This is a genomic window from Providencia sp. PROV073 (assembly GCF_033688125.1).
Taxonomy (GTDB): Bacteria; Pseudomonadota; Gammaproteobacteria; order Enterobacterales; family Enterobacteriaceae; genus Providencia; species Providencia hangzhouensis.
In genome coordinates, this window is sequence record NZ_CP096353.1 from 2,118,780 (window position 1) to 2,143,239 (window position 24,460).

Here is a 24,460-nt window from a genome sequence, read left to right on the forward strand (position 1 = left end):
ACTAAATGGCGATAAAATATAATTATAAAAAATGAGGAAATGAGAGGAATATGAGAAAATTATAAAAAAGGTCGGAGGCGACTATCGAGAGTCAACCTCCTAAATAAATTGCGATATAAGCTTATACATTGCTAGGCAAATTTTTTTACTTCTTTACTTCTTGTTGAATTTCATCACCTGTTTCATGGGGATTGGTTGGCTCTGTATGAAAAATAGACATAATATCTTCTAATAGATCTGATTGAGCTTCTAAAGCTTTTAAGGATGATTGCAACTCACGAGTCATAGCTGCATTCGCTTGAGTGGTGTTATCTAATTCATTGATTGCTAGATGTATTTGACTCACCCCATGGGTTTGTTCATTTGAGGCAAGCGCAACACTTTGGATCATTTCATTGATATTAGATGTGTCTTGTGCAATTGAAACGATATTGTCATTTGCATCCGCTGCTAATTGGAAACAGTGGTTAATCTTATCATTTGAATTATTAATCAATAGCTTGATTTCTTTGGATGCTTGAGTACAACTAATTGATAATTCGCGCACTTCATTTGCGACGACCGCAAACCCTTTGCCATGTTCACCCACTCTGGCAGCTTCTACAGCGGCATTCAATGCTAATAAATTAGTTTGAAAAGCAATATTATCAATGGTTGAAGTGATTTTACTGATTTCTTTTGAAAAATCGACGATATCATCCATATTTTCTACAACATCAGAAATAAGTTCATTGCTTTTTTCAATGGTTACACTTGTCTCTGACATCAATTGGCACGATTGGTTGGTGTGAGCTGTATTTAATTTAAAAGATGAATCAAGTTCTTCGACACTGGCTGCGGTTTCGACAATTGCCGCGGCTTGTTGATCTGCTCGAATAGAAAGGTCGTGATTCATCTGGGTGATATCTCCAAGCTCAACTTTTATATGATGAGTGTTGTCATAGATATTTTTAACGATATCAATCAGCTTACTTTGCATATTAGATACATGCTGTTTAAGTAATTTAATTTCATATAAACCTTTGTTATCAAAGGTATGATATAGAACGCCATGGCTAACTTTCTCAATACCATCAATAACTTGGTTTAGTGGGCGAATAAAGAAAAGCTGTAGAATAAATCGAATAAATAGAGTCACGAGGATAACGATTGAGATAGTAACGATTAAGCCAATCAAACTTTGCTTATACAATTGCTCACTTGCAAGAGCAATATCATGATAATTACTATTTAACTGTTGATGATAATTAACGTAGTTTTTCTCAAATGTATCTTGAAACCCTTGAGTAGGTTGGTTTAAAAAGTCATATGTTTTTCCTTGAACTAAAAATACAGAAAGTTCATTCAATGCAGCATATAACGCTCTATATGATTTTTCTAGTTCAGCAAATTCATCACCGTTTTTATAGATTGAGGTGGATGTGAATGCATCCCAATAGTTTCCTGTTTCTGTTATTTTTTTATGATAAAACTCGATGAGGCTATCTATGTCAGTGTTTGATGTTTTCATCTTGTTGATAACCAATAAATGACGAGAGCTAGCGCGATTCAATGTGTTTCGTGCTTGTAATAAAGATTGCCACGTATTATTCAGTTGTGTTTGTTCATTATAAATAGTGTCGAGTTTGGATAATGTCTCTTGATATTGCTTTAAAGAACTAAAGAAAAACCAACAGGTTGAAAGAAGAAGGACGATAAGCAGGCCTGAAATAAACCAGACTAGAGTTGTCGTTTTAAAACCAGAAAAAGAGAATTTAGCTGAACTAAAATTAATTTTTTTTAAATTACCAGACATCATTGATTATTTCCTTTCATACCATCGAGTAGTATGTTTGCACGCATACTAAGTACGACTTCTAAACATAACGTGATTAACCATGAGCAAATCGAAGTTGTCCAATAGCTAAAAAGTTATATGTAGTCACGCGGAAGCATCAGGCGTAGGGACTAAATGAATGTATCGGCACTAACTCTGGATACTTTATATCCAACAATTTGACTTAGCTCATAAAATTGAAAGTAATTAAGGGGTTTTACTGATCGAGAGAGAATGGGAGGAAATAATTGTTGTACATTGCTACTTAGAATACAGTTAATTTACGAATTATTTGTGATAATAATAGTCAACCTTTAAAACTTTGGCTTTGAGTGCGGTATGCTTTCTTTATTCTTTAAATGCCTTTTAGGCGCTTTAGCTGTATTGATTATTGCACTATTTTCGCGTAGTAAAATTTACTATATTGCAGGTTTAGTTCCATTATTTCCTACATTTGCATTAATTGCACATGTTATCGTTGTACAAGAACAAGGCACAGAAGCACTAAGAAAAACGGCACTGTTTGGGCTGTGGTCACTCATCCCTTATGCAATGTATTTATTAACGGTATATTTGCTAGCAACGAAAATGACGGCTTGGGGAAGTTTAAGTATTGCAACTGTTATTTGGATAATAACAGCAGCAATATTGGTTTATATATGGCAACTCACTCAATAAATAACATAGGGAGAAATAATTAACTGTAAATAATGATAAAACTAAACTATCACGATAAGCTGATAGCTTAAGCCTTATGGGCTATAGTCGCAAAAATCTAAGTATTAACTATAATGATAAGCAGTGTTTTCCATTGAGTTGTACAGTTAAAATGTTATTAAGAACCTTGGTATTATTATTAGTTGCTGGTTGCGCGTATATTGCAGGAATTATGACTGAAATTAAACTTGATCCTGAGTTAGATACTGAAGGTCGAGTGAAAAGTTCTGTCGAAGATTTTCTTGCTTACCCCTCAGCTGCAAATTATAAAAATGTTCAATACTATGTATTGACCAAAAGTGAAGAGGGGGATGAAACTGGCTATTATTGTGGCGAAGTCTTTGGTTTTGAAAATGAATTACCCCATGGCTATAAAAGGTTTATCGTTAGACTCCATAAAAATAGAGCTGGCAAGGTAATGATATCCATTCCTTTTGTAGAAAAAACAGATGATATTATTCCCGCAGAGCAATTTGAATCTGTGTGGGACAGGTATTGTAAAAGAAGCTAATTTAATATAGCTCGTTGAGTGACAAACAAAACGAGCACCAATAATATTAATTTGTTTTAACTGCCATCGTTGCTAGGAATGTGGGCAGATAATTATCAACGACAAATCGTGGATTAGGTTGCCAGTCTTCTTTAAAGCCAGTGATATAAAAGCCTACCTTTATTTGCCCCCCAATAAGATCTGTTAATGAGTGACCGAACACAAAAGCTTCTCGCCTTGCTTGCTTTTGCGCTATTTGCTCTATTGATAGGGTAGATAGCTCGGAGTACGGCATAGTATGACTTGGTTTTATTAAACCTTGCTCATCATATCGCTTATCACGTTCTCCAATGAAAACAACTGGATTAAAAAAACTGGATAACAGTCGTCCATTTGGTTTTAAAACACGGTAGCATTCTTGCCAGACTGGGTTAACATCTGGAATATACAGGTTAGAAATAGGGTGAAATATAATATCAAATGATTCATTCGCAAACATGTGTAATGAGCGCATATCACCTTGAACAATCTCTAATGTTAAATTATCCCTTTCTGCCACCATTTTGTCTTGCTCAAGCTGTTTTTGAGAAAAGTCAAAAACAGTCACATTCGCCCCTGCGGCAGCGAGTACTGGAGCTTGTTGTCCTCCAGCAGAGGCTAAGCAGAGAATTTTTTTATCTTTTACATCACCTAACCAAGCGTCATCAACAGGAGTTGGAGTTAGATGAACCTGCCACTTTCCTTTTTTAGCTTCATTGATAGTTTTGGAATCAACGGGGGTTGACCAAGCAAGTTGCGATTCTGCTTGTTTATCCCATGCTTTTTGGTTGGCACTCATGAAATCTGTCATAAAAAGACCCTCTGCATACAATAATTTGTCACAGTGTAGCAAAAAATGAGCAAATTGAAATAAAAATGTACCAGCTAGTACATAATTAATTTCCTACCATTAAATGATATGGGGTGCCATTAAATTCAAAATTAGTGACATTACTCATTCCTATCTTCTTATGTGCAAAAAGGGACCTAAGATTATCTGCATTGATAAATGCAATAGGCTTTCCTTGGTTATACGAACAAACGTTATCAAAAAGGCTCTTTAGAATATTTTTTCCTCTATAATTTCTATCAATACAAACAGGGCCATAGAACCAATTATTCTGTATAATTTCCGTATGCTGTTTAATGATCAAATGTGCTATAGCGGGTAGGGATGAAGAATGAGGATCAAAGCTAAATACGACTGCGATAATTTTATTTCCATCTCTGGCTATAACAGTAGTTAGACTCCCTGAAAACATAGCGTTGACTTTAGCTTGAGGATATTCACCGAGTAACCCACCTTGTTGGGATTCAGAATTAGATTGCAATAATTGAGCCACAGCAGGACAATCTGATTGTGTCATTAATTCATATTTAATATTCATTATTCCCTCGTAATGATTGCTAAATACGTTTAAATTTATGATATGAAGAGTAGCGGGATTTGTGGGAGCACATTGTAATGTGTTACTTCTAACCCCATAATATCGGTTATTTATTCTTTGTCTATTGAATCAGTATGTTAACTAAATTTTATCCAGTATTTTTACTTGTTATTTCAAATGTATTTATGATGTTTGCTTGGTATGGACATTTAAAATTTACAACAAAGCCACTGTATGTTGTTATTTTCTTTAGCTGGTTAATTGCATTGGTTGAATACTGTTTTGCGGTGCCAGCTAATCGGTTAGGGCATCAGTACTACAGTGCAGCTGAATTAAAAACAATGCAAGAGGTGATAACACTCTGTGTTTTTGTTCTTTTTTCGGTGTTGTATTTAGGTGAAAGTTTTACCATTAATCATTTAATAGGTTTTATTCTCATTTTTGCGGGGGCCTTTTTTATATTTAAGGGGCCATTTTAACAAAAAGAGCAGTTTGAGCTGCTCTTTTTGGATTTGACTTAGTTTATACCCATCCTTTTTCATGGAATTGTTTCAGTATTACAACAAATTGCTGCATTTCCTCGGGGGTTCCTAGCGTTAATCTATTCCAGCCAACCGCTGGTGGAAATTCACGACCTACCATGACATGAGCATCAGCCATACGTTGTTGATAGGTTTTTACGTCCCCTTTAACTTTATGGAAAATAAAATTAGCCTGTGATGGAGCATATTCCAGCCCGATTTCGTTTAATGCTTTTTCTACGATTTTTCTCGATATATCGTTGGATTTTAGGCTGTATTGAATAAATGATTTATCCTTTAGTGATGCAATCGCAGCAACCGCACCTGCTGTATTAGTATTATCAATAGATAAAAACGTATCTACAGCAGCAATAATTTCGGGAGTTGCGACCCCATAGCCGACTCTTAAGCCTGCTAAGGCAAAAATTTTAGAGAAGGTACGTGTGACAATCAGGTTGTTTTGACCTTTTTTGACTAATTCAATAGCACTTGTAAAGTTCGGGTCTTCAACAAACTCAGCGTAAGCTTCATCAACGATAAAAAATGTGTTGTCAGAGTCTTTACTCAGCCACTTATCAAGCTGGCTATAAGGCGTGATCATTGCCGTCGGATTATTTGGGTTACAAATATAGACCATTGATAAACCATCAAAGTCATTAGCGGCTTGTTCCATTTTTGCTAAGTCAAATGATAAATCGGTTTTTAAAGGAATTTTCGTTATCGTCACCCCTAATGGTAGGGAGTATAGCTCTGCATAATTGAATGTTGGGTCAGGTGTGACGAGCTGAATATTGATACCCCGTTTCTTCGCTTTATTTGCCAACATCGCGACAGTGGCTTGAATGGTTTCAGATGAACCATTGCCTATACTAATGTTCTCATCGGATAAACTGTAGAGCTCACCAATATTCTTCTGTAATTCAGCACGAGCATCATCAGGGTAGCGGAATGCATTAGGTAATGCCTTAATGATAGCTTCTTTAGCCTTTTCGGACATCCCTAATGAGTTTTCATTGAAATTCAATAGTAATGGGTGTTTTTCACTCGGTAAGACAATGTTACTATTTTGTGCAACCGCATGATTAAACAATGAATTAAGCGCAAGCCCACCAGCCACTAATGAGCTGGATTTAAGAAATGAACGACGATCCATAGTTATTCCCTGAAATTATTATTTTTGAATGTATTAGATTACTCATAATTATCTCAAAGTAAATAATTATATAGATAAAATGACTTTTTATTCACTTTATTGTTTGGGTTAACTATTTCAAATCATTGCATAGGAAATTCAACCTTATCTATTTAATTGATATTAAAAGATAAAATTTTTTAACTCGGGAGTGACTAGAATAATAAGTAATTGTGCTATGAATTAAATTCGTTATATAATAATTTATATGATGATTATTTGGCTATATAATAGGAACAATAATGAAGCTATACATGTTTTATGTGGGTGGTAACGCAGGTAAATCTAATATTGAAGTGCATGATGTTCAGTTTGTGGCAGCAGAGCAACCTACAGATGCTTGGCCGACATTAAGAGAAAATTGGTTTGGTGATAAAGACAAGATCCATATTGATGGCTATGCAGTGATTAATTGGGCAGATGGGTTTGAAATAGAATTACGAAAAGAACCCTCAACAAGTGAATATCGCCTTTATTTTGTTAATGTAGGTGGATATATTCCAAGCAACCTTGCGGAATTACACGAGTTTGATTTATTCGTTGCTAAAACTGCACATGAGGCTAAACAAAAAGCACTTCAGGCTCTATTAACAAATAGTCAGCAACAACATAAAGATAATTTGAAAGATGTGGATGATTGCTTATTACTACAACAAGTTGGTGATTTTTATATACATCTAACTGAAAATAAAAATGGAAATCACTTTATTCCTCAGTGGCAAGGTTACCAGCCAATCGGAATATAAAATAATACCAAGGGTAGTGTTATTCTACCCTTGGTAAAAATTACTGACCTTGTACAGGGGTATTAGGCGTAATTTCTACAACTGCAACTTTAACCATATATTGTTTACCATTTTCTCCTTTAGGAGCATCTGCAGCAATTTTTTTCAGTGTTTCATCTGGCTGAGCTGTTTGAATTGATGTTGAATACTGCATCATACCACTGTGACGATTTGCATAATTAGAGTGACGATAATTATCACAAGGTCTATCATTATATTGGTGTTGGTTTTGGTACCCACCACGGTGCCATGAACCATTCCCATCCCCTGGGTAAGCAAATGTTGAAAAACTGATAGCGATTAAACTTGCACTAAGAATTAATGGCTTTAATATATTCATGTGATATCTCCTTTAGAATATTTATTAATTATCATTCTGCCATTCTAATTATGTAATTCAATTACATTTACTTATCTAAATGAATAAACCATAATTCAATCACTTTATATTCATTATTTCTTCACAATGAAAATAGTTTGTTAATGAAATGAGAGTGAGGTTAAATTATAATTCTCTGTTGATTTTGTTTTATTGTTTTTCATTGAAAAACTTAGCGAGTTTACTGATTGATATAATTGATGCAACGGCAATATCTTTATTATAATCATCACATAATACTAACAGTCTATCGATGGCGGCTTCTTGTTCAATTGAACAAATATAATCACCTAATGCATTTATTGCAGCTATTTTAACATCATTGTTATTGCCATGAGTTAAGTTAACGAGATTTTTAACGATCTTTTCTTTCATAAAAATAGATTAAATTAGCCTAATAGTATAGAGGTTAGTATAAAACTAGCTAACAAAATAAAAAATGTTTTTTTTATTAATGTTAAGTTAATAGATATAAATTGAATCAATAGTGATAGGAAGGTTTTAGAATAGTTTTCAATATTAAATTTCGAGTTTTATGAGAAAATAGCAATTGGTTAGAGGGAATATCAAATAGTAGAGCCAAAAGCTCAAATTGTTTATTCAAACTGATATAATCCATTTATACTAGTTCGATTTATCATAAAGTAGAAAGGGTGATGCGTTGAAGCGTATAAAAACAAAATTACTGATTGTACTGCTATTGGCTTTAGGAGTATTTGCATACCATTCTTATACGAGTATTGGTGATTCAGATGTTAAAAATGAAGCACAAAGCTTGGTGGAAAAGAAATTCGGCAACTCATCAGCAGTTGAGTTTAGTGATGTTGAAATAGTACAAAAAAATGAGTTTAAGGAAGGGGAGAGTTATCGAGTTTGTGGCTTATACCATTTATCTTCCCAAGACGACGCTCTGCCATTTGTTGCGAATGTGATTGTTAAGGAAGGGAGTTTTTCTGAACATGGGCAGCTGATTATTAGTGAAACACCGGAGTTACAATTTTCTATTGAACAGTTGTGTGTTAAAAAACAAGCTAATTGATAAAAAAGCGCTCAAAGTAAAAGTTGAGCGCTTTTTTGTTTCCTAGAAAAATTAAATGATTAAGATTTATTCAAAAGAAGTTCAGTTTGAATTTTACAAGCTGAAACAGAATCATTTAATGATTTATTGAAGTCAGCTTCATTAGCAAATTTAGATTTATTGCTACGTACGGTATCAATCGCTGAAGTTAGATTTTTGCGGAGGTCTGACTCAACAGTGGCTAATTGCTTGAGATCGACATTTTCACTTTTCAGTTTAGCAATGGTTTCTTGGGTTAATTCACTGCTAGTTTTGTCAGTGCTGTATGCTTCACTTAGTGCTTGACCTGTGATTTCACAATAATCGTTGGCTATCTCACTAATATTTAATGGGGCATTATCAGCCATAACAAGGGCTGGGGCCAGGCAAAAAGCCAGTAATAAACGCTTCATAGTCATACCTCTATTTTGCACACAATGAATAATAACTCTATCTGGTATTAGAGAAATACTATAGCAGATTAGACCTAAAACGGGGGATGTCGAATGGGTTTTAGCATGATTTCATAAAAAAGAGCCAGTATAAATACTGGCCGCTATAATTAGCAAAAGCAATGTAAATGAAAATTACGTTATATACATTACCATATAACGGTGTGAGGTAAAGCGATTTCCACTTATTTTGGTGAAAGTTAAGATTAAGTATGATCTTGATCAGAGTTTGGATAAATATTGGAAGAGCGTTATTGAAATATAGGAGAGTTAAAACAACCAGCTAGCGATCATGCAGACCACTGCTGGTTCTATTCATAACCTCACAGAGAGCTTATTGTTTTAACCAATGACCATGTTTTAATACATCTTCGACAAGTTCATGTAAAACAATATGTGCTTCGTTATCATCATGAAAGCCTTTAGTTTGAAAGGTTGTTGGGCCATTATCATGAGTAATCAATAGATAACTACCAGGGTAGACTTCTAAAACGCGAGCTTTCAGTTCTGCAATGAAGGATTCATATGATTTTTCAGGGAGCTGAGAAAGTGGGTCATCAGATAACTTAATATTAATTTCCATGCGTTAACCTCTTGTTTATAAATTTAATTAAGCTCAGTTTATTGTTAAGTGAAAGTATAAGCAATAATCTAATTATGATGATTGCAATTTGATTTATTTTGGTGCTGTGAATTAACGTTATTCATTGAGTCAATATTCCAAATAGCAAGTGAGTTAAATATAGTTAATATGATAAATGTTTTAGTTAGAGGATAAGCTAATTAAAATTGACGATGTGAAATAAATAATAGGCTTTTATTTGTTTAAGTGACTATTTGATTAAAATAAATACTATAATTCAATCATTTGATTGGTTTTTTGTTAAATAATAAATGATTTTATCATGCTTATATTTTTCAATATGTTACATGTCTTTTTTTGTAAATGTCTAACTTGTTTTTATTAAAACGTAATGTAGTTAATGATTGTTCAAGCGAAAATCAATTTACATTAAAGATAAAAAAATATAATTTCTGATAATCATATTAAGATGATTTGGCTTTTGTAAGCTGAACTCCTTTTTCTGGAGTTATATTTTAAATGTGAGGTTTTGATTTTCGATTAATTATTTATTAATCGTTCTAATAAAAAAGGAGTGTAATTTGATAGAATTTATAAACTCATTAACTAATTTTATTTGGGGTTCTTTACTTATTTATTTATTACTGGGTGCCGGCCTGTATTTTACTCTTCGGTCAGGGTTTATTCAAATTAGGCATTTTGGCCATATGTTTAGTGTCTTAAAAAATAGTAAACAGTCCGATAGTGCGGGTATCTCATCTTTTCAGGCATTATGTACAAGTTTAGCCGCTAGGGTCGGCACAGGAAATTTAACCGGAGTTGCAATTGCGCTAACAGCAGGTGGGCCAGGTGCTATTTTTTGGATGTGGGTCGTCGCTGTACTCGGAATGGCTACGTCTTTTATTGAGTGTACTCTCGCACAGTTATACAAAACCAAAGATGATAAAGGAAACTATCGAGGTGGGCCTTCATATTATATGCAAAAAGGCTTAAACCAACGCTGGATGGGCGTATTATTTTCCATTTTCCTGATTATTGCCTTTGGTTTAGTATTTAATGCAGTACAAGCTAATTCTATTGCTCAAGCAACCGCAGTCGCCTTTGATTTCAATCCAATTTATGTTGGCATTGGCTTAGTTTTATTAAGCGGAGTTATTATTTTTGGTGGATTGAAATCCATTGCGAAAGTTGCTGAATTAGTTGTTCCAGTTATGGCGTTAGCTTATTTGCTATTAGCTTTTTGGGTTGTTGGGCACCATATTGAACGATTACCTGAAGTTTTTATGCTGATAATTCGAAATGCATTTGGCCTGCAAGAGGCTGCGGGTGGGGCTGTCGGTTATGGTGTTGCCCAGGCAATGACACAAGGAATTCAACGGGGGTTATTCTCTAACGAAGCTGGGATGGGGTCTGCACCAAATGCAGCGGCATCTGCGGCACCTTATCCACCACATCCTGCGTCACAAGGGTATGTACAGATGCTCGGTGTATTTATGGACACCATCGTTATTTGCAGTGCGACCGCCATTATTATTTTATCATCTGGCGTTCTAGAAAGTGGAATGGATAACATTAATGGGATTGAATTGACACAGCTTGCTCTTTCTTCTGCTGTCGGTAGCTGGGGAAGTACGTTCATTGCAATTGCTATCTTCTTTTTTGCATTTACATCAATCATTGCTAATTATGCTTATGCCGAAAGTAATATGATTTTTCTCGAGAATAATCATACAGCTGGGTTATTTATTTTTCGTTTAGCTGCGTTGGGTATGGTGATGTTTGGTGCGCTCGCTGAAATGCCATTTATTTGGAAACTCGCAGACTTATCGATGGGCTTAATGGCTATAACTAATCTAATTGCGATCCTTTTATTATCGGGTATCGCTTTCAAACTTGCTAAAGATTATAACCAGCAGTTAGTTGCCGGCAAAATACCGACTTTTGATATCAATCAACACCCTGAATTAAAGAAACAGTTTGAGGAAGGGATATGGGAAAAAGAAGAAGTTGATAAGTGGGTTGAGAAAGAAACATCTCGCTAATACAAAACATTTTAAGCATAAAATTCTTAGGTGATAGCCTGAGAATTTTTTTTATGAAATATTATCAATGCGTAATAAGAATAAGCGCTTGCATTATAATTATTTGAGCTATAAGGTTTTTTAAGGTGATAAAATAAATGTATTATTACAATAAATACCAATTTCGAAACTAAATAGCTGAGAAAATTATGAAATTGAATCAGTATGCCGCAACGCTGTATGGGGTTATATCAATCTTGTTGTGGAGCACAATGGTAGGGCTGATCCGTAGTGTAAGTGAAAACTTTGGGCCAGTGGGTGGTGCTGCATTAGTGTATACAGTCGGTTCGCTTGTATTAGTACTCGTTATGGGGATACCAAAAATAACGAAATATCCTAAACGCTATTTGCTTTGGGGAACGGTGTTATTTGTTAGCTATGAAATCTGTTTTGTTTTGGCGTTAGGATTAGCTAATAACCGGCAACAAGCTATTGAACTTGGTATGGTGAATTATTTGTGGCCAAGTTTTACTATCGCACTTGCTGTGTTTTTTAACCGCCAGCGTTTCACTTTATTATTAGGATTAGGGTTGGTTTTAGCTTTTATGGGGTTGATCTGGGTAATTTCAGGCAATCAGCCATTGTCGGTGCAAACTATTTTGGCAAATATACAAAGTAACCCACTTTGTTATTTTTTAGCTTTTATTGGAGCCATTGTTTGGTCATTTTATAGTAATGTTACCAAGCGTATTTCTGGTGGTCACAATGGCATGGTATTATTTTTCATCATGACTTCTATTGGGTTATGGATTTTGTATTTTTTTAGTACGCCAACAGCGTTTATTATCAATAGCGAAAGCCTGTTGTTATTACTCGTTGCCTCTATTGCGACTGGTGGGGCGAATGCATTATGGACATTTGCGGTTATCAAGGGCAATGTGGCTTTTCTAGGGACGCTTTCTTATTTCACTCCAGTTATATCGACAGCATTCGCGTCTATGTTGTTAAGTACTGCATTAACGTTAAGTTTTTGGCAAGGTGTGTTAATGGTGACAATGGGGTCGGTGATTTGCTTTTTAGCGACTAGGCAAAAACCAATATACGGTTAAAAATGGCAGCGCATACTGGTTAAGCGCTGCAACAGAAAATATATTGAAGTGAAATTTTTGCGGGCTTATACATTAATAAATTTATTAATGGCGACGGCAACACCATCTTCATCATTGGTTGTGGTGACAAATTTAACCATTTGGCGAATTGGCTCTAAAGCATTGCCCATTGCGACAGAAACACTGGCGTATTGCAGCATTTGGATATCATTGTTTTGGTCTCCAATACTCATGACTTTATCCGGTGTAATGCCTAGTTTTTCACAGATACATTGTAACGCAGCGCCTTTACTTGAGGTTTTATTTGATATCTCAAGGAAATATGGGCTTGTTCGAGTTAAAGAGTAATTATCAAAGACATTCTCTGGAATATAGCTGATACCGATATCTAATTTTTCTGGATGGTCAATTATCATAAGCTTAGTAAATTCCAGAGAAGAGTCCATTTCATTAACGGGGCAATAGATAAGCGGAGTGTGGGTTAGATAAGCATCTGCCACCGTATAGTGACTAATATGGCGGTTTGCCGTGAACATGCTGTTATCCGCAAGAGCATGCATGTGGACCCCGACATTTCTAGCCAGTTCCTCAAAATATTGGAAGTCAGCGAAATCTAACAAATTTTCTGCCAGATGACTGCCATCATTGGCTTGGTGAATGACACTACCATTATTACTAATACAGTAGTTATCCGCTGTATTTAAATCTAATTCCCGCAGGTAGGGGGATATACCCGAAAATGGCCTACCGGAGGCTAAAATAATATGGACACCTTTTTGCTTGGCTTGAGTGATGGCCTCTTTTACTACGGGAGATATTTGGTGTTGGGAGTTAAGTAATGTGCCATCTAAATCAATGGCGACCAGTTTGATTGACATCCAATGCCTCCTAAAATTCGTGCTTTCTGCCAATACCTTACTCCAATTATTCGGAATGTAAATTATACAAATAGTTATAATTTTTACGCGTACTAGAATAATGGGTATTTGATGTGAAATTGAACAGAATATAACGCAGGAACTCTGTTCAATAGTCAAAGGTTGAAATGACAATGTTTTATAGCATTAGTGTGTGAATCAATAGATTAATGCGGCTAAAATATTCTCACTCATAATTATGAATCAAATGAAGCGGTTGCTTAACATCTAATTGGATTTGGTCATTCTGTCTAAAATCAAATGGCGTAATGCCATATTCCTTACGAAACATATAGGTAAAGTGGGACTGTGACCCAAAACCAAAATCCAGTGCGATATCGAAAATAGACTGGTTGCTGTTGCGCAGTAAGTTAACCGCACCAGCAAGACGGCGTTGGCGGATGTATTTACCCAGTGAAATCCCTGTGACTTCTTTAAAGATTTTTTGCATATGCCAAAGTGAATAGCCTGAATAAGCCGCGAGCTCTTCTAAGTGGATCACGCGCCCTAAGTGTTCTTCTATCCATTTACTCAAAGCATAAACAAGTGCTAAGTGGTTATCTTGTGGCATCTCAAATGTTTTCTAGTTTTACGGTAGCAGAAGTATACACAACTTCATTTCATCATGACAAAGGCTGCTTGTGCGGTATTTCCTATTTTTAGGATAAAAAAAGCACAATCAGAATAAGTTAATGGTCAATAGCACCTAAAATGAGCGAAATTTTTGTAAAAAGAGGTCAATTGCATATTTTCCTCAAATTTAAGGCTCGAAATTAGAGTACCATTTATTTTATAAACGCATTACGTGCAATGCCATAAGTGATATCAATCATAAAATGGCAGTACCTTAGTATTGTAATCATTTGAAAAATAAAATCATCATAGAAATATGAAGGAACTATCGGTGTTTGGTCGTAAATTAATTATTGTTATAAGTGCAATCTTGGCCTGTATTTTTCTCTATCTTTTAGCGATGGATAGCCTGTGCGACCAAGGTGGAGAGGACTTTATTTTTGGTATTTGTCGTGTAACTGACTTGTTACCATTTTGAATTTGCTTTTTAATGCACAATCCATGATATTGAGTTGGGGTAACTATCCTGCGGTATCATTTTGTTATGTGATGAAAAAAAATAACTAATAGCACCAGCTTCTGGTTCGTAGAATAGGGTAAAAACAGCGCCAGAAGAATGTAGTGTTAATAAGAAAATTCAAATAAACTTGTGTCATTATCATTAGTTTGGGCGATAAAAAGCAAGTAAGAGGACGAAAGGGTAAAGTTATGGCGCAACAGCAACAGACGCTAAAGCGGGGATTAAAAAATAGGCATATCCAATTGATTGCTTTGGGAGGCGCTGTTGGTACAGGGTTATTCCTCGGAATAGCAACAACCATACAAATGGCAGGGCCATCAGTTTTACTGGGCTATGCATTGTGTGGGTTTATTGCTTTTCTTATCATGCGCCAGTTGGGAGAAATGATTGTTCAGGAACCTGTCGCGGGTTCATTTAGCCACTTTGCATTTAAGTATTGGGGTGGTTTTGCGGGCTTCCTCTCCGGGTGGAATTACTGGGTTATGTTTATCCTTGTTGGGATGACAGAACTGACGGCCGCAGGTAAATATATGCAACACTGGTGGCCTGAACTCCCGATATGGGTTTCTGCCGCGGTGTTTTTTATTGCGGTAAATGCCGTTAACTTGGTTAATGTTCGCTCTTATGGGGAAACTGAATTCTGGTTTGCATTGATTAAAGTTATTGCTGTCGTAGCTATGATTATTTTTGGTTGCTACTTACTACTTAGCGGTCATGGTGGCTCACAAGCGAAAGTGAGTAACTTATGGGAGTATGGCGGTTTCTTTGCTAATGGTTTTAATGGGCTAATAATGGCTTTGGCTATTATTATGTTTTCATTTGGGGGCTTAGAGCTAGTCGGTATTACGGCCGCAGAGGCAGAAGACCCAGATAAAAGCATTCCAAAAGCGATAAACCAAGTTGTGTACCGTATCTTGATTTTTTATATTGGTTCGTTAGCTGTATTGTTAGCGTTGTACCCTTGGGTTGACCTTGATGGCAAAACAAGCCCATTTGTATTAATTTTCCACGAATTAGGGGATTTACTGGTTGCTAATTCGTTGAACGTTGTCATTTTGATCGCTGCGTTGTCTGTTTATAACAGCGGGGCTTATGCGACAAGCCGTATGTTGTATGGTTTGGCACAACAAAGTAATGCACCTAAATTTCTTGCAAGAGTGAATAAAGGTGGCGTTCCAGTCATGGCATTATTAGTTTCAGGTATTGCGACTTCTGGCGGGATTTTAATTAACTTTGTGATGGAAGGTAAAGCTTTCGAATTATTAATGTCATTGGTTGTGACGACGTTAGTTCTGAACTGGATTATGATTTGTGTTTCAAATTTGAAGTTCAGAGCGGCAATGAACAAACAAGGTGTTGAAACGAAATTTAAAAGCATTTGGTATCCATTTGGGAACTATCTATGCTTAGCATTTTTGCTGTTAATTTTAGGGATTATCCTGACAATGGACGGCTTGCGCATCTCGGTATTAATTATGCCATTATGGATAGCGGTTCTATGGGTTGGGTACCAGTTCTCAGGGGCTAAAAAGCAAGATTTAGCTAAAAGCCAACAGCTGAGCTAAATTTGATTTTCTGATAATAAAAAGGTCGGTGGGAATATCCCACCGGCCTTTTTATACAGTAATGAAGTACTTAAATTACCATTGCCAACGTAACCAAGCGAATAATACGTTACCGTTATTATAAGTTCCCGGAATATAAGTGGCTTGTAGCGAAAGTTTGTCATATTCCACTGATACCAGAGGAAGCGGTGCTGGGATCGGAATATAGTACATATCCTTGCGGGCAGTAACACTTAGAGTGAAGCCAGCTCCCATGCGAAAACCATCAATGTCCCCGGGGATCCACATTTTTTGGAATGCATAACCACCAATTGGTTCCCAATCATTATGTGAATCTTTAAATGCCATTGCATAGATAGCATGCCAGTCATTGTCTTCATCATAACGATATTTACCAAAGCCCAGACCCCAAGGGCGCTCGTTATATTCATCTGTTTTTTTCTTGTCGTACATTGCACGGTTGTGCCAAGTCACAGCGGGAACGTATAGCTCATATTTGTCTGAGTCCCATGTGGTACTGACATTACTTTTAAATGTATCCCATAAATTTGCTGATTGCTCTTGTGCAACGGCAGGCGATGATATGTAGGTTGAGGCGCTCATGAGTAGCGATGCACCTACGGCCAACTGTATGTTTTTATAAACTCTCATTGTAAATCCAGTTCTGTATCGCAGATATAAAAATGATGATTAGCTCGCTAATGATTATCAGATTAGCATTATTATTATAATTTTGAGCGAAATTATTTTAATTAAGATGTACAGAATATAACAGTATTTATTACATAGTTAAGGATAATAATTGGCTGGTCATGGTAGAACCGTTTAATTTTGCCTGTTTTTAAGTAGGATAACCGATAGATAAATTGGATGTTAACTTATCAGATTGGTTATTGAATAGGCTAATTCTCCTAAAAATAACCAATAATAATAGATAAGGTATTTCATTTTCTTATTAATAAAGCCGTTATTTGATAAGAAAAAATGAAAGAGAATTTTTTAATCAAGAATAAGAGAAAACATTGTGTCACTCATTATTGTTGTATTTAACGTTTTGTAATAAAAAGATATTTTTAACAATTTAGGTGATTACGACTAGTAATGTTGATAGAGCAGACATTTATGAAAAATAGCGTGCAAACAAATCTAAAAAGTATGATGCACGTCAAATAATGACTTGTCTCAATGGGATGAAATGAGTGTTATAGGCGGCAGGTATAAGCTGCTGCATGTCAACACGGGTAGGAGCGAGTACTTAAAGGTTTATAGCATATACATTGCTGTGCGTAACCTTGGCTTCTAACTAACAAAGGAACATCACCATGATGAAACGCCAAGAACCACTGACTGAATATCAAGCAAAATGCTTGGCTATCGCTACAGACAAAATATTATCACCAAAACAAAAAGCCAATTTTTTAGCGATAGAGGCCGATAGCAATATTCCTTACCTTGCGATGAGCCAACCCCTAGCGGATGCGTTAAATGAACGTGTTATTTGTGATATGTATGAAGGAAATGCACCGTATAAGCCACGTTATGTATTGCCTGATTATGTAAAATACCTCAAGCAAGGTTCAAAATACTTAGAGTTAGCCCCTGCTGAGGACTTTGATGATGCCCTTAATCATCTGATGATTTTGTACCACCACGTCCCTTCGGTAACCAATTTCCCTGTGTTTTTAGGGTATTTAGATAAAGTCCTCATGCCATATGTGGGTGAGTTGACAGAAGAACAACTGTATCCAAAACTAAAAAGATTCTGGGTGCAGTTAGACCGAACTCTACCTGATGCTTTTATGCATGCCAATATTGGGCCTGATGACAACGTTATTTGCCGTTTGATTTTACGTATTGATGCAGAACTGAAACAAGTCGCACCTAACCTGACATTTGTCTATCACCCACAACGCACACCAGAGTCGCTTTTCTTACAAGCGATTGAGAATATTTGTGAATGTAGTAAGCCACATATTGCAAATGATATTGTTCATAGTGCGGCATTCGATAAACAAGGTTACGGTATTGTCAGTTGTTATAATGCATTACCTGTTGCGGGTGGCGGAAGCACTTTAGTTCGTATTAATTTGCGCGAAGTTGCGTTACGCAGTCAAAATTCAGCTGATTTTTTAAATGTGCAATTGAAAAAGTATTGTGAGTTACAAATGGAACTCATTGAAACACGTAGCGCATTTTTATATGAGGAATCTAATTTCTTCCAAACCAGTTTTCTTGTTCAAGAGGGGTTAATTGAGCCAGAACGCTTTGCACCGATGTTTGGTATTTATGGTTTAGCAGAGGCCGTGAATATCTTGATGGAAAAAGATGGCGTGAAAGGCCAGTACCAAGCGAATTCACCAGCTTTACCATTGTCTTATCAAATTAGCGAACAATTGGCAGACTTTGTTGAAACAACACCGGTTAAATATGGCTATAAAAACCGAGCTATGCTTCATGCGCAATCTGGGATTAGCTCAGACATAGGAACGACGCCGGGGGCTCGTATTCCATATGGTGAAGAACCCGATCCTGTGTCGCATATTCAAGCCGTTGCACCTCATCACAAACACTATTTATCTGGGATCAGTGACATTTTAACCATCGATGAAACGATTAAACAAAACCCGCAAGCATTAATGCAATTGTGCAAAGGGGCGTTTAGTTGTGGGATGCGCGAATTTACCGCAAACGTGGCAAGTAATGATTTAGTCCGTGTCACTGGCTATATGGTGCGTTTGTCAGATATCGAAAAATACAAAGAACAAGGTTCTAGAAGCAATACTACCTGGTTAGGTGAAGAAGCGACTAAGAACTGTAAAATTACAGCCCGTCAGCAGCGAGTCATCAGCAATGAGCAATCGATGCGCTACGCTGAATAAGGTTATTCCTTTTTCCTGCGTAGATGGGCCGGGCAATCGACATGTTATCTTTTTGCAAGGTTGCAATTTACGTTGTTTGAATTGCCATAATCCATATACCATGGCGCTCTGTGACCATTGTGGGGACTGCGTTTTAACCTGTCCTCACAATGGGTTATCATTTGTTGATGGTAAGGTTATATGGGATAGCGATGCCTGCCAGCTCTGTGACACTTGTTTACAAACGTGCACTAAGAATTCAAGCCCAATGACAGTGTCGTTAAGTGTTAATGATGCTATCAATGACTTGAAAAAAAATGTTGTCTTTCTGAATGGTATAACCATTAGTGGCGGGGAAGCAACAACACAATTACCTTTTATTATTGGATTATTTAAAGCGATTAAAGACACACCGGAACTGAAACATTTAACCTGCTTTATTGACAGTAATGGCCATCTTGCTTCTGCGGGGTGGAGTAAGGTAATTGAGTATACTGATGGCGTAATGATTGACTTAAAATCATGGAGCGATGAGTGTGCCTTAAGATTAACTGGGAAAGATAACCAACGTGTATTTCAATCAATTCAATTTCTGGCACAAGCGGGAAAATTGTATGAATTGCGTTTATTATATATTCCTCAGCAAACAGATTATCTAGAACATATTGATAAACTGGCTGATTTCTTAAATCAACTTCCTGCAAATACACGAATAAAAGTTAATGCTTTTCAGCAACATGGCGTAAAAAATGAAGCGGCTAACTGGCCTGCGGCAACCCAAACGGAAGTAGAGACATTTGTCCAGCTATTAAAACAGCGAGGTGTCGGTAATATTCATTTGCCTAATGTGTACTTATAAGTCACGTTAATTTTTCCTGTGTAATATATTTCCCCTTTTTATCTAAGTCATTAAAATTCATTCACTAACCGCTGGTATTTGTTAAATGATATGAGACAATCAAGGCGGTTTTATTGTTTGATTTAAAATGATTTCAGTAAACCTCGCTTATCAATCTATTCAAATGCTTTAGCCGAAAAGGGGAATCACTCATGAGGATCAATGCGTTAACCATAGCCGGAACAGACCCATCGGGTGGGGCGGGTATTCAGGCGGATTTAAAAACTTTCTCTGCGTTAGAGGCTTATGGTACGAGTGTGATGACGGCATTGGTGGCTCAAAATACCCGAGGCGTGCAATCCGTCCAAGACTTACCCCCTGAATTTGTGGCGGCACAATTAGACTCTGTTCTCAGTGATGTGCGAATTGATAGCGCAAAAATCGGCATGTTATTTAATCAAAGTAATATCGCAGTTGTGGCGAAGGCGCTGAAGCAATATCCAATTCCGTATGTGGTATTGGATACTGTAATGGTGGCTAAAAGTGGCGACCCGTTACTATTACCCGATGCGGTTGATGCACTGCGCCAACAATTATTGCCCCTCGTTTCTATAATTACACCGAATCTCCCTGAAGCCGCGGTATTACTAGACGAAAAAGTTGCACAAACAGAAAGCCAAATGTTGACTCAGGGGTATAAATTACTTGAAAAAGGTTGTCAAGCGGTGTTGATGAAAGGCGGGCACCTAAGTGATGCTGAAAGCCCTGATTGGTTAATCACACCTGAAGGTGAATGGCGCTTTACCTCTATTCGCGTAAATACTAAAAATACCCATGGTACTGGGTGTACTTTGTCAGCGGCTTTGGCTGCTCTGCGCCCTCGTTGCTCTGATTGGCAAGAAGCGGTTACGCAGGCTAAAGCCTATTTACAAGCTGCGTTAGAGCAAGCGGACAGTTTAGAAGTTGGCAAGGGGATTGGCCCAGTACACCACTTCCATGCATGGTGGTAGCCTGTAATGATTGAAAGCCCGAACACTAGGGCTTTCTCGTTATATTTTAAGCTAATAAGTTACATTGAGGCGGCAACCGGCACTGAATAGCATTCGGCTGCACTGCGAACGTAAAGGTATCTCCCGATAATGGCTCACCATCAAGGTTTAAGATCATATCGTGAGGAGATGAAATTTTTACCCATGATAATTGCCTTTCGACCAAGTGCTCGTTTTTATCGTCTGAAAATAGGTTTGCTAAAAATGCGGGTATGACATCCCTTGCAGGAATAATCAGTAAATTTAATGCGCCATCATTAATCAGTGCTTGCGGTGTCAGTTGTTGTCCTCCGCCCGCTTGGCGGCCGTTTCCGACAGCGATGACCAACGTTTCACCTTCCCAACTAAAGTTTTCACCCTCAATGCGGCAAATATCCGTTTTCAGCGTATCAGGGCGCAATAAGCCATTTATCACGTAAGCGGCACCGCCCAATGCTGATTTCAGTGCTTCAGGCGTTTCGGTGGTAATACGCGTCCCAAAGCCGCCAGTCGCCATATTGAGAAAATAATATTGTTTATTGACTTGCGCAATATCAATGGGAACTGCTTTACCTTTTAATGAGAGAGCAAGGGCGGCTTCAATATCCAGTGGAATATTCGCGCTGGTGGCAAAATCATTTGCCGTTCCCATCGGGAGAATTCCTAAAGTAGGGCGAGAGTCACTCGGGAACTTCATCAAGGTACTGGCAACCGCATTTACTGTGCCGTCACCTCCTGCGGCAATGATGGTATCAACGCCGTGTTTTATTGCCTGAGAAATAAAATAATAAGTATCATCCAATTCCCACGGAATACGGACTTGAATTTGATGGCCTTCATTACGTAAGTGAGTAATGGCCTTTCGCAGCTCAGCGTGATTGGCTTGTTTACCATTAAGGATAATCATGGCTGACTGATATTGATTCATATATACCCATCCATTCGGCTTAACATATGGCAAATATTCGTTAAAATGAGTATAAATGGATTTATAAGATATTGATGAGCTTATTTTAGATTTTTTACAGTAATAGCGTTAACAAGAGAAATGAAATAGAAATTGCAGATAAAAGAAATGGCTAGCTCAAGGGAGATTGAGCCAGCCAAGGAGGTGGTTCCTAGTCTTATTTTATGACTTTCTAGTTCTTCGTTTTCAAGAGTGACTATACGATATTGAATAGCCAATTGATGTGATCTGTTGCATAAAATTGGATATTCAGTGCACTTTTCAATGTAAATGTCAATAACGCGAATGATTCTCATATAAGAAAAAGCATATAAAGTGAAATAATATCATATTATAGATAAAAAAAAGCCAAAATATCAAAACGTTAAACGATGAGATTTTGGCTTTTAGCGAACAAACTATTTAAAAAACACGGAGTGGCGGTTAGCCTGCAATTTGCTTTTCTGCCTGAGTTTGGTGAGGTGCGCGGGTCGTTGTTCCTGCTAAGTTACGGATTAACAAACCAAAATTAACATCGACATCCTCAGGGATTGGCAGGTAAACCACATGGCCGTTACCGGGTGCAACATCAATCGCTTCACCTTTGCGGTTTGCTAATGAGTCCAAAGTAAAGACAATATTACCCGCCGGGGTCATCATCTCTAAGCTATCCCCAACGCTAAATTTATTTTTTACATCAACCTCAGCCATACCATTGACACGTTTACCTGTGAATTCACCCACAAATTGCTGAGTTTCAGAAACAGAATAGCCATATTCATAGGTTTGGTAGGCATCGTGAGTGTGGCGACGCAAGAAACCTTCAGTGTAACCACGGTGTGCTAACCCTTCTAAAGTAGATAACAACGTTGGGTCAAAGGGTTTTCCTGCGACAGCATCGTCAATCGCACGTCTATAGACTTGTGCAGTACGAGCACAGTAATAAAACGATTTTGTGCGGCCTTCAATTTTTAATGAGTGAACACCCATTTTTGTTAGGTTTTCAACGTGTTCGATTGCACGTAAATCTTTAGAGTTCATGATATAAGTGCCATGTTCGTCTTCAAAGGCCGTCATATATTCGCCTGGACGTTTAGCTTCTTCTATCATAAAGACTTTATCTGTTGGCGCGCCCGCACCTAGGGTTGGTGCCACATTTTGTACAGGGATAGGTTCATGCACATGGACAATATTACCCACATCATCTTCTTTACCTTCTTGTACGTTATATTCCCAGCGGCAAGCATTGGTGCAAGTCCCTTGATTTGGGTCGCGTTTATTAATATAACCGGAAAGTAAACAACGGCCGGAATAGGCCATACAAAGGGCACCATGGACAAAGACTTCAAGCTCGATTTCCGGTACTTGTTGACGAATTTCAGCAATTTCTTCGAGGGATAATTCGCGAGATAAGATCACTCGTGTTAAGCCCATTTGTTTCCAGAACTTCACCGATGCCCAGTTAACTGCATTGGCCTGCACAGATAAATGAATATCCATCTCAGGAAACGCTTCACGAACCATCATAATAAGGCCAGGGTCAGACATGATCAGAGCATCTGGGCCCATTTCAATGACGGGGGTTAAATCACGAATAAAGGTTTTTAATTTCGCATTATGAGGGGCAATATTCACCACCACATAAAACTTTTTACCCAACTCATGGGCTTCCTGAATGCCTTTAGCTAAGTTTTCGTGATTAAATTCGTTATTTCGTACGCGTAAGCTGTAACGAGGCTGTCCTGCATAAACGGCGTCTGCGCCATACGCGAAGGCGTAGCGCATATTTTTTAATGAACCGGCAGGAGACAAAAGCTCTGGTGTAAACATGGTTATTCTCTATCTGATGTCAAGTCAGCACTCACTCATACGAGAGAGTGTTTTTAAGGGATGAGAATTTTACTCCTATTTGATAAAAAAACCAAATATCCCACAAGAATAGTATGTCTATTGATTACTTAATATTCATCCCAACGGTAGCCGAGGCCATATATTGAACGAATAAAGGTTTTTTCGTTATCGAGGGACTCTAATTTACGGCGTAAATTTTTGACGTGACTATCAATTGTACGGTCCGTTACTACGCGGTGGTCGTCATATAAGATATCCAGTAACTGGTCGCGAGAAAACACCATACCTGCATTATCAGACATAAACTTGAGTAGCCGAAATTCAGCGGGCGTGAGTTCAAGTAACTGTGAGCCATAGCGTACTTGAAATGCATTTTCATCAATAATAAGCTTGGTTTGATTATTGCTATTAGTTTGGCTATTACTAGTTGTCATATTTGGCTGGCAACGGCGTAAAATCGTTTTGACTCGAGCCACGACTTCTCGCGGGCTAAAAGGCTTACAAATATAGTCGTCAGCCCCAATTTCTAACCCTAATAAACGGTCAATTTCTTCGGTTTTTGCTGTCACCATAATAATGGGAACATCACTGAATTTTCGTAGTTCACGACATACTGAAATGCCGTCCATACCGGGTAACATTAAATCTAATAAAATGAGTGCAGGTTGATGTTGTTTAACATAGTCGATTACTTGGTCACCCCGTGCAATTAATGCGGGTTGATAATTTGCAGCTTGTAAGTAATCGAACAGCAGTTGGCCTAGCTTGGGTTCATCTTCCACAACCAAAATAGGGGTATTGCTCTGTTCAGTCAT

General features: G+C 37.3%; 26 protein-coding genes. 12 read left to right on the forward strand and 14 right to left on the reverse strand.

Features of this window, described 5'->3' with window-relative positions; all coding sequences use genetic code 11:
- Window positions 1-145: 145 nt before the first annotated feature.
- Window positions 146-1,798, reverse strand: a complete 1,653-nt coding sequence (locus tag M1F17_RS09590) for a methyl-accepting chemotaxis protein (protein WP_136135171.1) — start codon at window positions 1,796-1,798, stop codon at window positions 146-148.
- A 357-nt stretch (window positions 1,799-2,155) separates the two neighbouring features.
- Between M1F17_RS09590 and M1F17_RS09595 the strand changes: the two genes are divergently transcribed.
- Both M1F17_RS09595 and M1F17_RS09600 read left to right on the forward strand, forming a co-directional pair.
- The gene (locus M1F17_RS09595) at window positions 2,156-2,494 is read left to right on the forward strand and encodes a GlpM family protein (RefSeq protein ID WP_004253427.1); all 339 of its coding nucleotides are present in this window, start codon (window positions 2,156-2,158) and stop codon (window positions 2,492-2,494) included.
- A 211-nt stretch (window positions 2,495-2,705) separates the two neighbouring features.
- Window positions 2,706-3,044: a hypothetical protein gene (locus M1F17_RS09600; RefSeq protein ID WP_226616956.1), complete on the forward strand. Its 339-nt coding sequence runs from the start codon at window positions 2,706-2,708 to the stop codon at window positions 3,042-3,044.
- A 46-nt stretch (window positions 3,045-3,090) separates the two neighbouring features.
- On the opposite strand, the gene M1F17_RS09605 is transcribed toward M1F17_RS09600, so the two are convergent.
- Window positions 3,091-3,873: a class I SAM-dependent methyltransferase gene (locus M1F17_RS09605; protein WP_153673356.1), complete on the reverse strand. Its 783-nt coding sequence runs from the start codon at window positions 3,871-3,873 to the stop codon at window positions 3,091-3,093.
- A gap of 85 nt (window positions 3,874-3,958) precedes the next feature.
- Window positions 3,959-4,450, reverse strand: a complete 492-nt coding sequence (locus M1F17_RS09610) for an N-acetyltransferase (protein ID WP_094960465.1) — start codon at window positions 4,448-4,450, stop codon at window positions 3,959-3,961.
- A gap of 134 nt (window positions 4,451-4,584) precedes the next feature.
- On the opposite strand from M1F17_RS09610, the gene M1F17_RS09615 reads away from it, so the two are divergent.
- Window positions 4,585-4,929 carry a DMT family protein gene (locus M1F17_RS09615; RefSeq protein WP_094960466.1) on the forward strand — a complete coding sequence of 115 codons (345 nt, stop codon included), beginning with the start codon at window positions 4,585-4,587 and terminating at the stop codon, window positions 4,927-4,929.
- Window positions 4,930-4,972: 43 nt separating this feature from the next.
- On the opposite strand, the gene M1F17_RS09620 is transcribed toward M1F17_RS09615, so the two are convergent.
- Window positions 4,973-6,124, reverse strand: a complete 1,152-nt coding sequence (locus M1F17_RS09620) for a pyridoxal phosphate-dependent aminotransferase (RefSeq protein ID WP_094960467.1) — start codon at window positions 6,122-6,124, stop codon at window positions 4,973-4,975.
- A 281-nt stretch (window positions 6,125-6,405) separates the two neighbouring features.
- Between M1F17_RS09620 and M1F17_RS09625 the strand changes: the two genes are divergently transcribed.
- Entirely contained in the window at window positions 6,406-6,909 is a 504-nt protein-coding gene (locus M1F17_RS09625; protein ID WP_004253444.1) for a DUF1543 domain-containing protein, read from the forward strand.
- A gap of 40 nt (window positions 6,910-6,949) precedes the next feature.
- On the opposite strand, the gene M1F17_RS09630 is transcribed toward M1F17_RS09625, so the two are convergent.
- Both M1F17_RS09630 and M1F17_RS09635 read right to left on the reverse strand, forming a co-directional pair.
- Window positions 6,950-7,288 (reverse strand): hypothetical protein, encoded by a 339-nt coding sequence (locus M1F17_RS09630; protein ID WP_318837416.1) that lies wholly within the window; start codon window positions 7,286-7,288, stop codon window positions 6,950-6,952.
- 189 nt (window positions 7,289-7,477) lie between these two features.
- Complete coding sequence (locus tag M1F17_RS09635; protein WP_094960468.1) at window positions 7,478-7,702, reverse strand: hypothetical protein; 225 nt, start codon at window positions 7,700-7,702, stop codon at window positions 7,478-7,480.
- A 286-nt stretch (window positions 7,703-7,988) separates the two neighbouring features.
- Here M1F17_RS09635 and M1F17_RS09640 point away from each other — a divergent pair, with 286 nt between their 5' ends.
- Window positions 7,989-8,366 (forward strand): hypothetical protein, encoded by a 378-nt coding sequence (locus M1F17_RS09640; protein WP_094960469.1) that lies wholly within the window; start codon window positions 7,989-7,991, stop codon window positions 8,364-8,366.
- Between the two features lie 59 nt (window positions 8,367-8,425).
- Here M1F17_RS09640 and M1F17_RS09645 read toward each other — a convergent pair whose 3' ends face one another.
- The gene (locus M1F17_RS09645) at window positions 8,426-8,797 is read right to left on the reverse strand and encodes a hypothetical protein (protein WP_036957640.1); all 372 of its coding nucleotides are present in this window, start codon (window positions 8,795-8,797) and stop codon (window positions 8,426-8,428) included.
- A 373-nt stretch (window positions 8,798-9,170) separates the two neighbouring features.
- The gene (locus tag M1F17_RS09650; protein WP_004253462.1) at window positions 9,171-9,419 is read right to left on the reverse strand and encodes a DinI-like family protein; all 249 of its coding nucleotides are present in this window, start codon (window positions 9,417-9,419) and stop codon (window positions 9,171-9,173) included.
- Window positions 9,420-10,000: 581 nt separating this feature from the next.
- Between M1F17_RS09650 and M1F17_RS09655 the strand changes: the two genes are divergently transcribed.
- Window positions 10,001-11,461, forward strand: a complete 1,461-nt coding sequence (locus M1F17_RS09655) for an alanine/glycine:cation symporter family protein (RefSeq protein WP_094960470.1) — start codon at window positions 10,001-10,003, stop codon at window positions 11,459-11,461.
- 188 nt (window positions 11,462-11,649) lie between these two features.
- Window positions 11,650-12,549, forward strand: a complete 900-nt coding sequence (yddG, locus tag M1F17_RS09660; RefSeq protein ID WP_318837417.1) for an aromatic amino acid DMT transporter YddG — start codon at window positions 11,650-11,652, stop codon at window positions 12,547-12,549.
- A 65-nt stretch (window positions 12,550-12,614) separates the two neighbouring features.
- Here the strand turns inward: yddG and yidA are convergent, their stop codons facing one another.
- Both yidA and M1F17_RS09670 read right to left on the reverse strand, forming a co-directional pair.
- Window positions 12,615-13,427 (reverse strand): sugar-phosphatase, encoded by an 813-nt coding sequence (yidA, locus tag M1F17_RS09665; protein WP_318837418.1) that lies wholly within the window; start codon window positions 13,425-13,427, stop codon window positions 12,615-12,617.
- 226 nt (window positions 13,428-13,653) lie between these two features.
- A complete protein-coding gene (locus M1F17_RS09670) occupies window positions 13,654-14,037 on the reverse strand; it encodes a helix-turn-helix domain-containing protein (RefSeq protein WP_004253477.1) in 384 nt (127 codons plus the stop codon).
- A 333-nt stretch (window positions 14,038-14,370) separates the two neighbouring features.
- Between M1F17_RS09670 and mgrB the strand changes: the two genes are divergently transcribed.
- Together mgrB and M1F17_RS09680 are read left to right on the forward strand one after the other, a co-directional pair.
- Complete coding sequence (gene mgrB / locus M1F17_RS09675; protein WP_004253482.1) at window positions 14,371-14,517, forward strand: PhoP/PhoQ regulator MgrB; 147 nt, start codon at window positions 14,371-14,373, stop codon at window positions 14,515-14,517.
- A gap of 230 nt (window positions 14,518-14,747) precedes the next feature.
- Window positions 14,748-16,124 carry an amino acid permease gene (locus M1F17_RS09680; protein WP_206277387.1) on the forward strand — a complete coding sequence of 459 codons (1,377 nt, stop codon included), beginning with the start codon at window positions 14,748-14,750 and terminating at the stop codon, window positions 16,122-16,124.
- A gap of 75 nt (window positions 16,125-16,199) precedes the next feature.
- Here the strand turns inward: M1F17_RS09680 and pagP are convergent, their stop codons facing one another.
- The gene (gene pagP / locus M1F17_RS09685; protein WP_413242987.1) at window positions 16,200-16,775 is read right to left on the reverse strand and encodes a lipid IV(A) palmitoyltransferase PagP; all 576 of its coding nucleotides are present in this window, start codon (window positions 16,773-16,775) and stop codon (window positions 16,200-16,202) included.
- 671 nt (window positions 16,776-17,446) lie between these two features.
- Between pagP and M1F17_RS09690 the strand changes: the two genes are divergently transcribed.
- The 3 genes from M1F17_RS09690 (at window position 17,447) to thiD (ending at window position 20,830) form a co-directional block, all read left to right on the forward strand.
- Window positions 17,447-19,003, forward strand: a complete 1,557-nt coding sequence (locus M1F17_RS09690; protein ID WP_112308354.1) for a YjjI family glycine radical enzyme — start codon at window positions 17,447-17,449, stop codon at window positions 19,001-19,003.
- Window positions 18,975-19,841: a YjjW family glycine radical enzyme activase gene (locus M1F17_RS09695; protein ID WP_153673358.1), complete on the forward strand. Its 867-nt coding sequence runs from the start codon at window positions 18,975-18,977 to the stop codon at window positions 19,839-19,841. Before M1F17_RS09690 ends, M1F17_RS09695 begins: the two co-directional genes overlap by 29 nt.
- A gap of 191 nt (window positions 19,842-20,032) precedes the next feature.
- Window positions 20,033-20,830 carry a bifunctional hydroxymethylpyrimidine kinase/phosphomethylpyrimidine kinase gene (gene thiD / locus M1F17_RS09700; RefSeq protein WP_004253495.1) on the forward strand — a complete coding sequence of 266 codons (798 nt, stop codon included), beginning with the start codon at window positions 20,033-20,035 and terminating at the stop codon, window positions 20,828-20,830.
- 46 nt (window positions 20,831-20,876) lie between these two features.
- Here thiD and yegS read toward each other — a convergent pair whose 3' ends face one another.
- The 3 genes from yegS to baeR all read right to left on the reverse strand — a co-directional run bounded on the left by yegS (window position 20,877) and on the right by baeR (window position 24,460).
- Window positions 20,877-21,776 (reverse strand): lipid kinase YegS, encoded by a 900-nt coding sequence (gene yegS / locus M1F17_RS09705; RefSeq protein WP_004253508.1) that lies wholly within the window; start codon window positions 21,774-21,776, stop codon window positions 20,877-20,879.
- Window positions 21,777-22,238: 462 nt separating this feature from the next.
- Window positions 22,239-23,624 carry a tRNA 5-hydroxyuridine modification protein YegQ gene (yegQ, locus tag M1F17_RS09710; RefSeq protein WP_004253511.1) on the reverse strand — a complete coding sequence of 462 codons (1,386 nt, stop codon included), beginning with the start codon at window positions 23,622-23,624 and terminating at the stop codon, window positions 22,239-22,241.
- A gap of 128 nt (window positions 23,625-23,752) precedes the next feature.
- Window positions 23,753-24,460: a two-component system response regulator BaeR gene (baeR, locus tag M1F17_RS09715; protein WP_172767103.1), complete on the reverse strand. Its 708-nt coding sequence runs from the start codon at window positions 24,458-24,460 to the stop codon at window positions 23,753-23,755.

What these genes read in the sequence shown, in the direction of transcription:
- M1F17_RS09590 (WP_136135171.1), bottom strand. Translation starts at nt 1,798, where the DNA reads ATGATGTCTGGTAATTTAAAAAAAATTAATTTTAGTTCAGCTAAATTC.
- M1F17_RS09595 (WP_004253427.1), top strand. Translation starts at nt 2,156, where the DNA reads ATGCTTTCTTTATTCTTTAAATGCCTTTTAGGCGCTTTAGCTGTATTG.
- M1F17_RS09600 (WP_226616956.1), top strand. Translation starts at nt 2,706, where the DNA reads ATGACTGAAATTAAACTTGATCCTGAGTTAGATACTGAAGGTCGAGTG.
- M1F17_RS09605 (WP_153673356.1), bottom strand. Translation starts at nt 3,873, where the DNA reads ATGACAGATTTCATGAGTGCCAACCAAAAAGCATGGGATAAACAAGCA.
- M1F17_RS09610 (WP_094960465.1), bottom strand. Translation starts at nt 4,450, where the DNA reads ATGAATATTAAATATGAATTAATGACACAATCAGATTGTCCTGCTGTG.
- M1F17_RS09615 (WP_094960466.1), top strand. Translation starts at nt 4,585, where the DNA reads ATGTTAACTAAATTTTATCCAGTATTTTTACTTGTTATTTCAAATGTA.
- M1F17_RS09620 (WP_094960467.1), bottom strand. Translation starts at nt 6,124, where the DNA reads ATGGATCGTCGTTCATTTCTTAAATCCAGCTCATTAGTGGCTGGTGGG.
- M1F17_RS09625 (WP_004253444.1), top strand. Translation starts at nt 6,406, where the DNA reads ATGAAGCTATACATGTTTTATGTGGGTGGTAACGCAGGTAAATCTAAT.
- M1F17_RS09630 (WP_318837416.1), bottom strand. Translation starts at nt 7,288, where the DNA reads ATGAATATATTAAAGCCATTAATTCTTAGTGCAAGTTTAATCGCTATC.
- M1F17_RS09635 (WP_094960468.1), bottom strand. Translation starts at nt 7,702, where the DNA reads ATGAAAGAAAAGATCGTTAAAAATCTCGTTAACTTAACTCATGGCAAT.
- M1F17_RS09645 (WP_036957640.1), bottom strand. Translation starts at nt 8,797, where the DNA reads ATGAAGCGTTTATTACTGGCTTTTTGCCTGGCCCCAGCCCTTGTTATG.
- M1F17_RS09650 (WP_004253462.1), bottom strand. Translation starts at nt 9,419, where the DNA reads ATGGAAATTAATATTAAGTTATCTGATGACCCACTTTCTCAGCTCCCT.
- yddG (WP_318837417.1), top strand. Translation starts at nt 11,650, where the DNA reads ATGAAATTGAATCAGTATGCCGCAACGCTGTATGGGGTTATATCAATC.
- yidA (WP_318837418.1), bottom strand. Translation starts at nt 13,427, where the DNA reads ATGTCAATCAAACTGGTCGCCATTGATTTAGATGGCACATTACTTAAC.
- M1F17_RS09670 (WP_004253477.1), bottom strand. Translation starts at nt 14,037, where the DNA reads ATGCCACAAGATAACCACTTAGCACTTGTTTATGCTTTGAGTAAATGG.
- M1F17_RS09680 (WP_206277387.1), top strand. Translation starts at nt 14,748, where the DNA reads ATGGCGCAACAGCAACAGACGCTAAAGCGGGGATTAAAAAATAGGCAT.
- pagP (WP_413242987.1), bottom strand. Translation starts at nt 16,775, where the DNA reads ATGAGAGTTTATAAAAACATACAGTTGGCCGTAGGTGCATCGCTACTC.
- M1F17_RS09690 (WP_112308354.1), top strand. Translation starts at nt 17,447, where the DNA reads ATGATGAAACGCCAAGAACCACTGACTGAATATCAAGCAAAATGCTTG.
- M1F17_RS09695 (WP_153673358.1), top strand. Translation starts at nt 18,975, where the DNA reads ATGAGCAATCGATGCGCTACGCTGAATAAGGTTATTCCTTTTTCCTGC.
- thiD (WP_004253495.1), top strand. Translation starts at nt 20,033, where the DNA reads ATGAGGATCAATGCGTTAACCATAGCCGGAACAGACCCATCGGGTGGG.
- yegS (WP_004253508.1), bottom strand. Translation starts at nt 21,776, where the DNA reads ATGAATCAATATCAGTCAGCCATGATTATCCTTAATGGTAAACAAGCC.
- yegQ (WP_004253511.1), bottom strand. Translation starts at nt 23,624, where the DNA reads ATGTTTACACCAGAGCTTTTGTCTCCTGCCGGTTCATTAAAAAATATG.
- baeR (WP_172767103.1), bottom strand. Translation starts at nt 24,460, where the DNA reads ATGACTGAACAGAGCAATACCCCTATTTTGGTTGTGGAAGATGAACCC.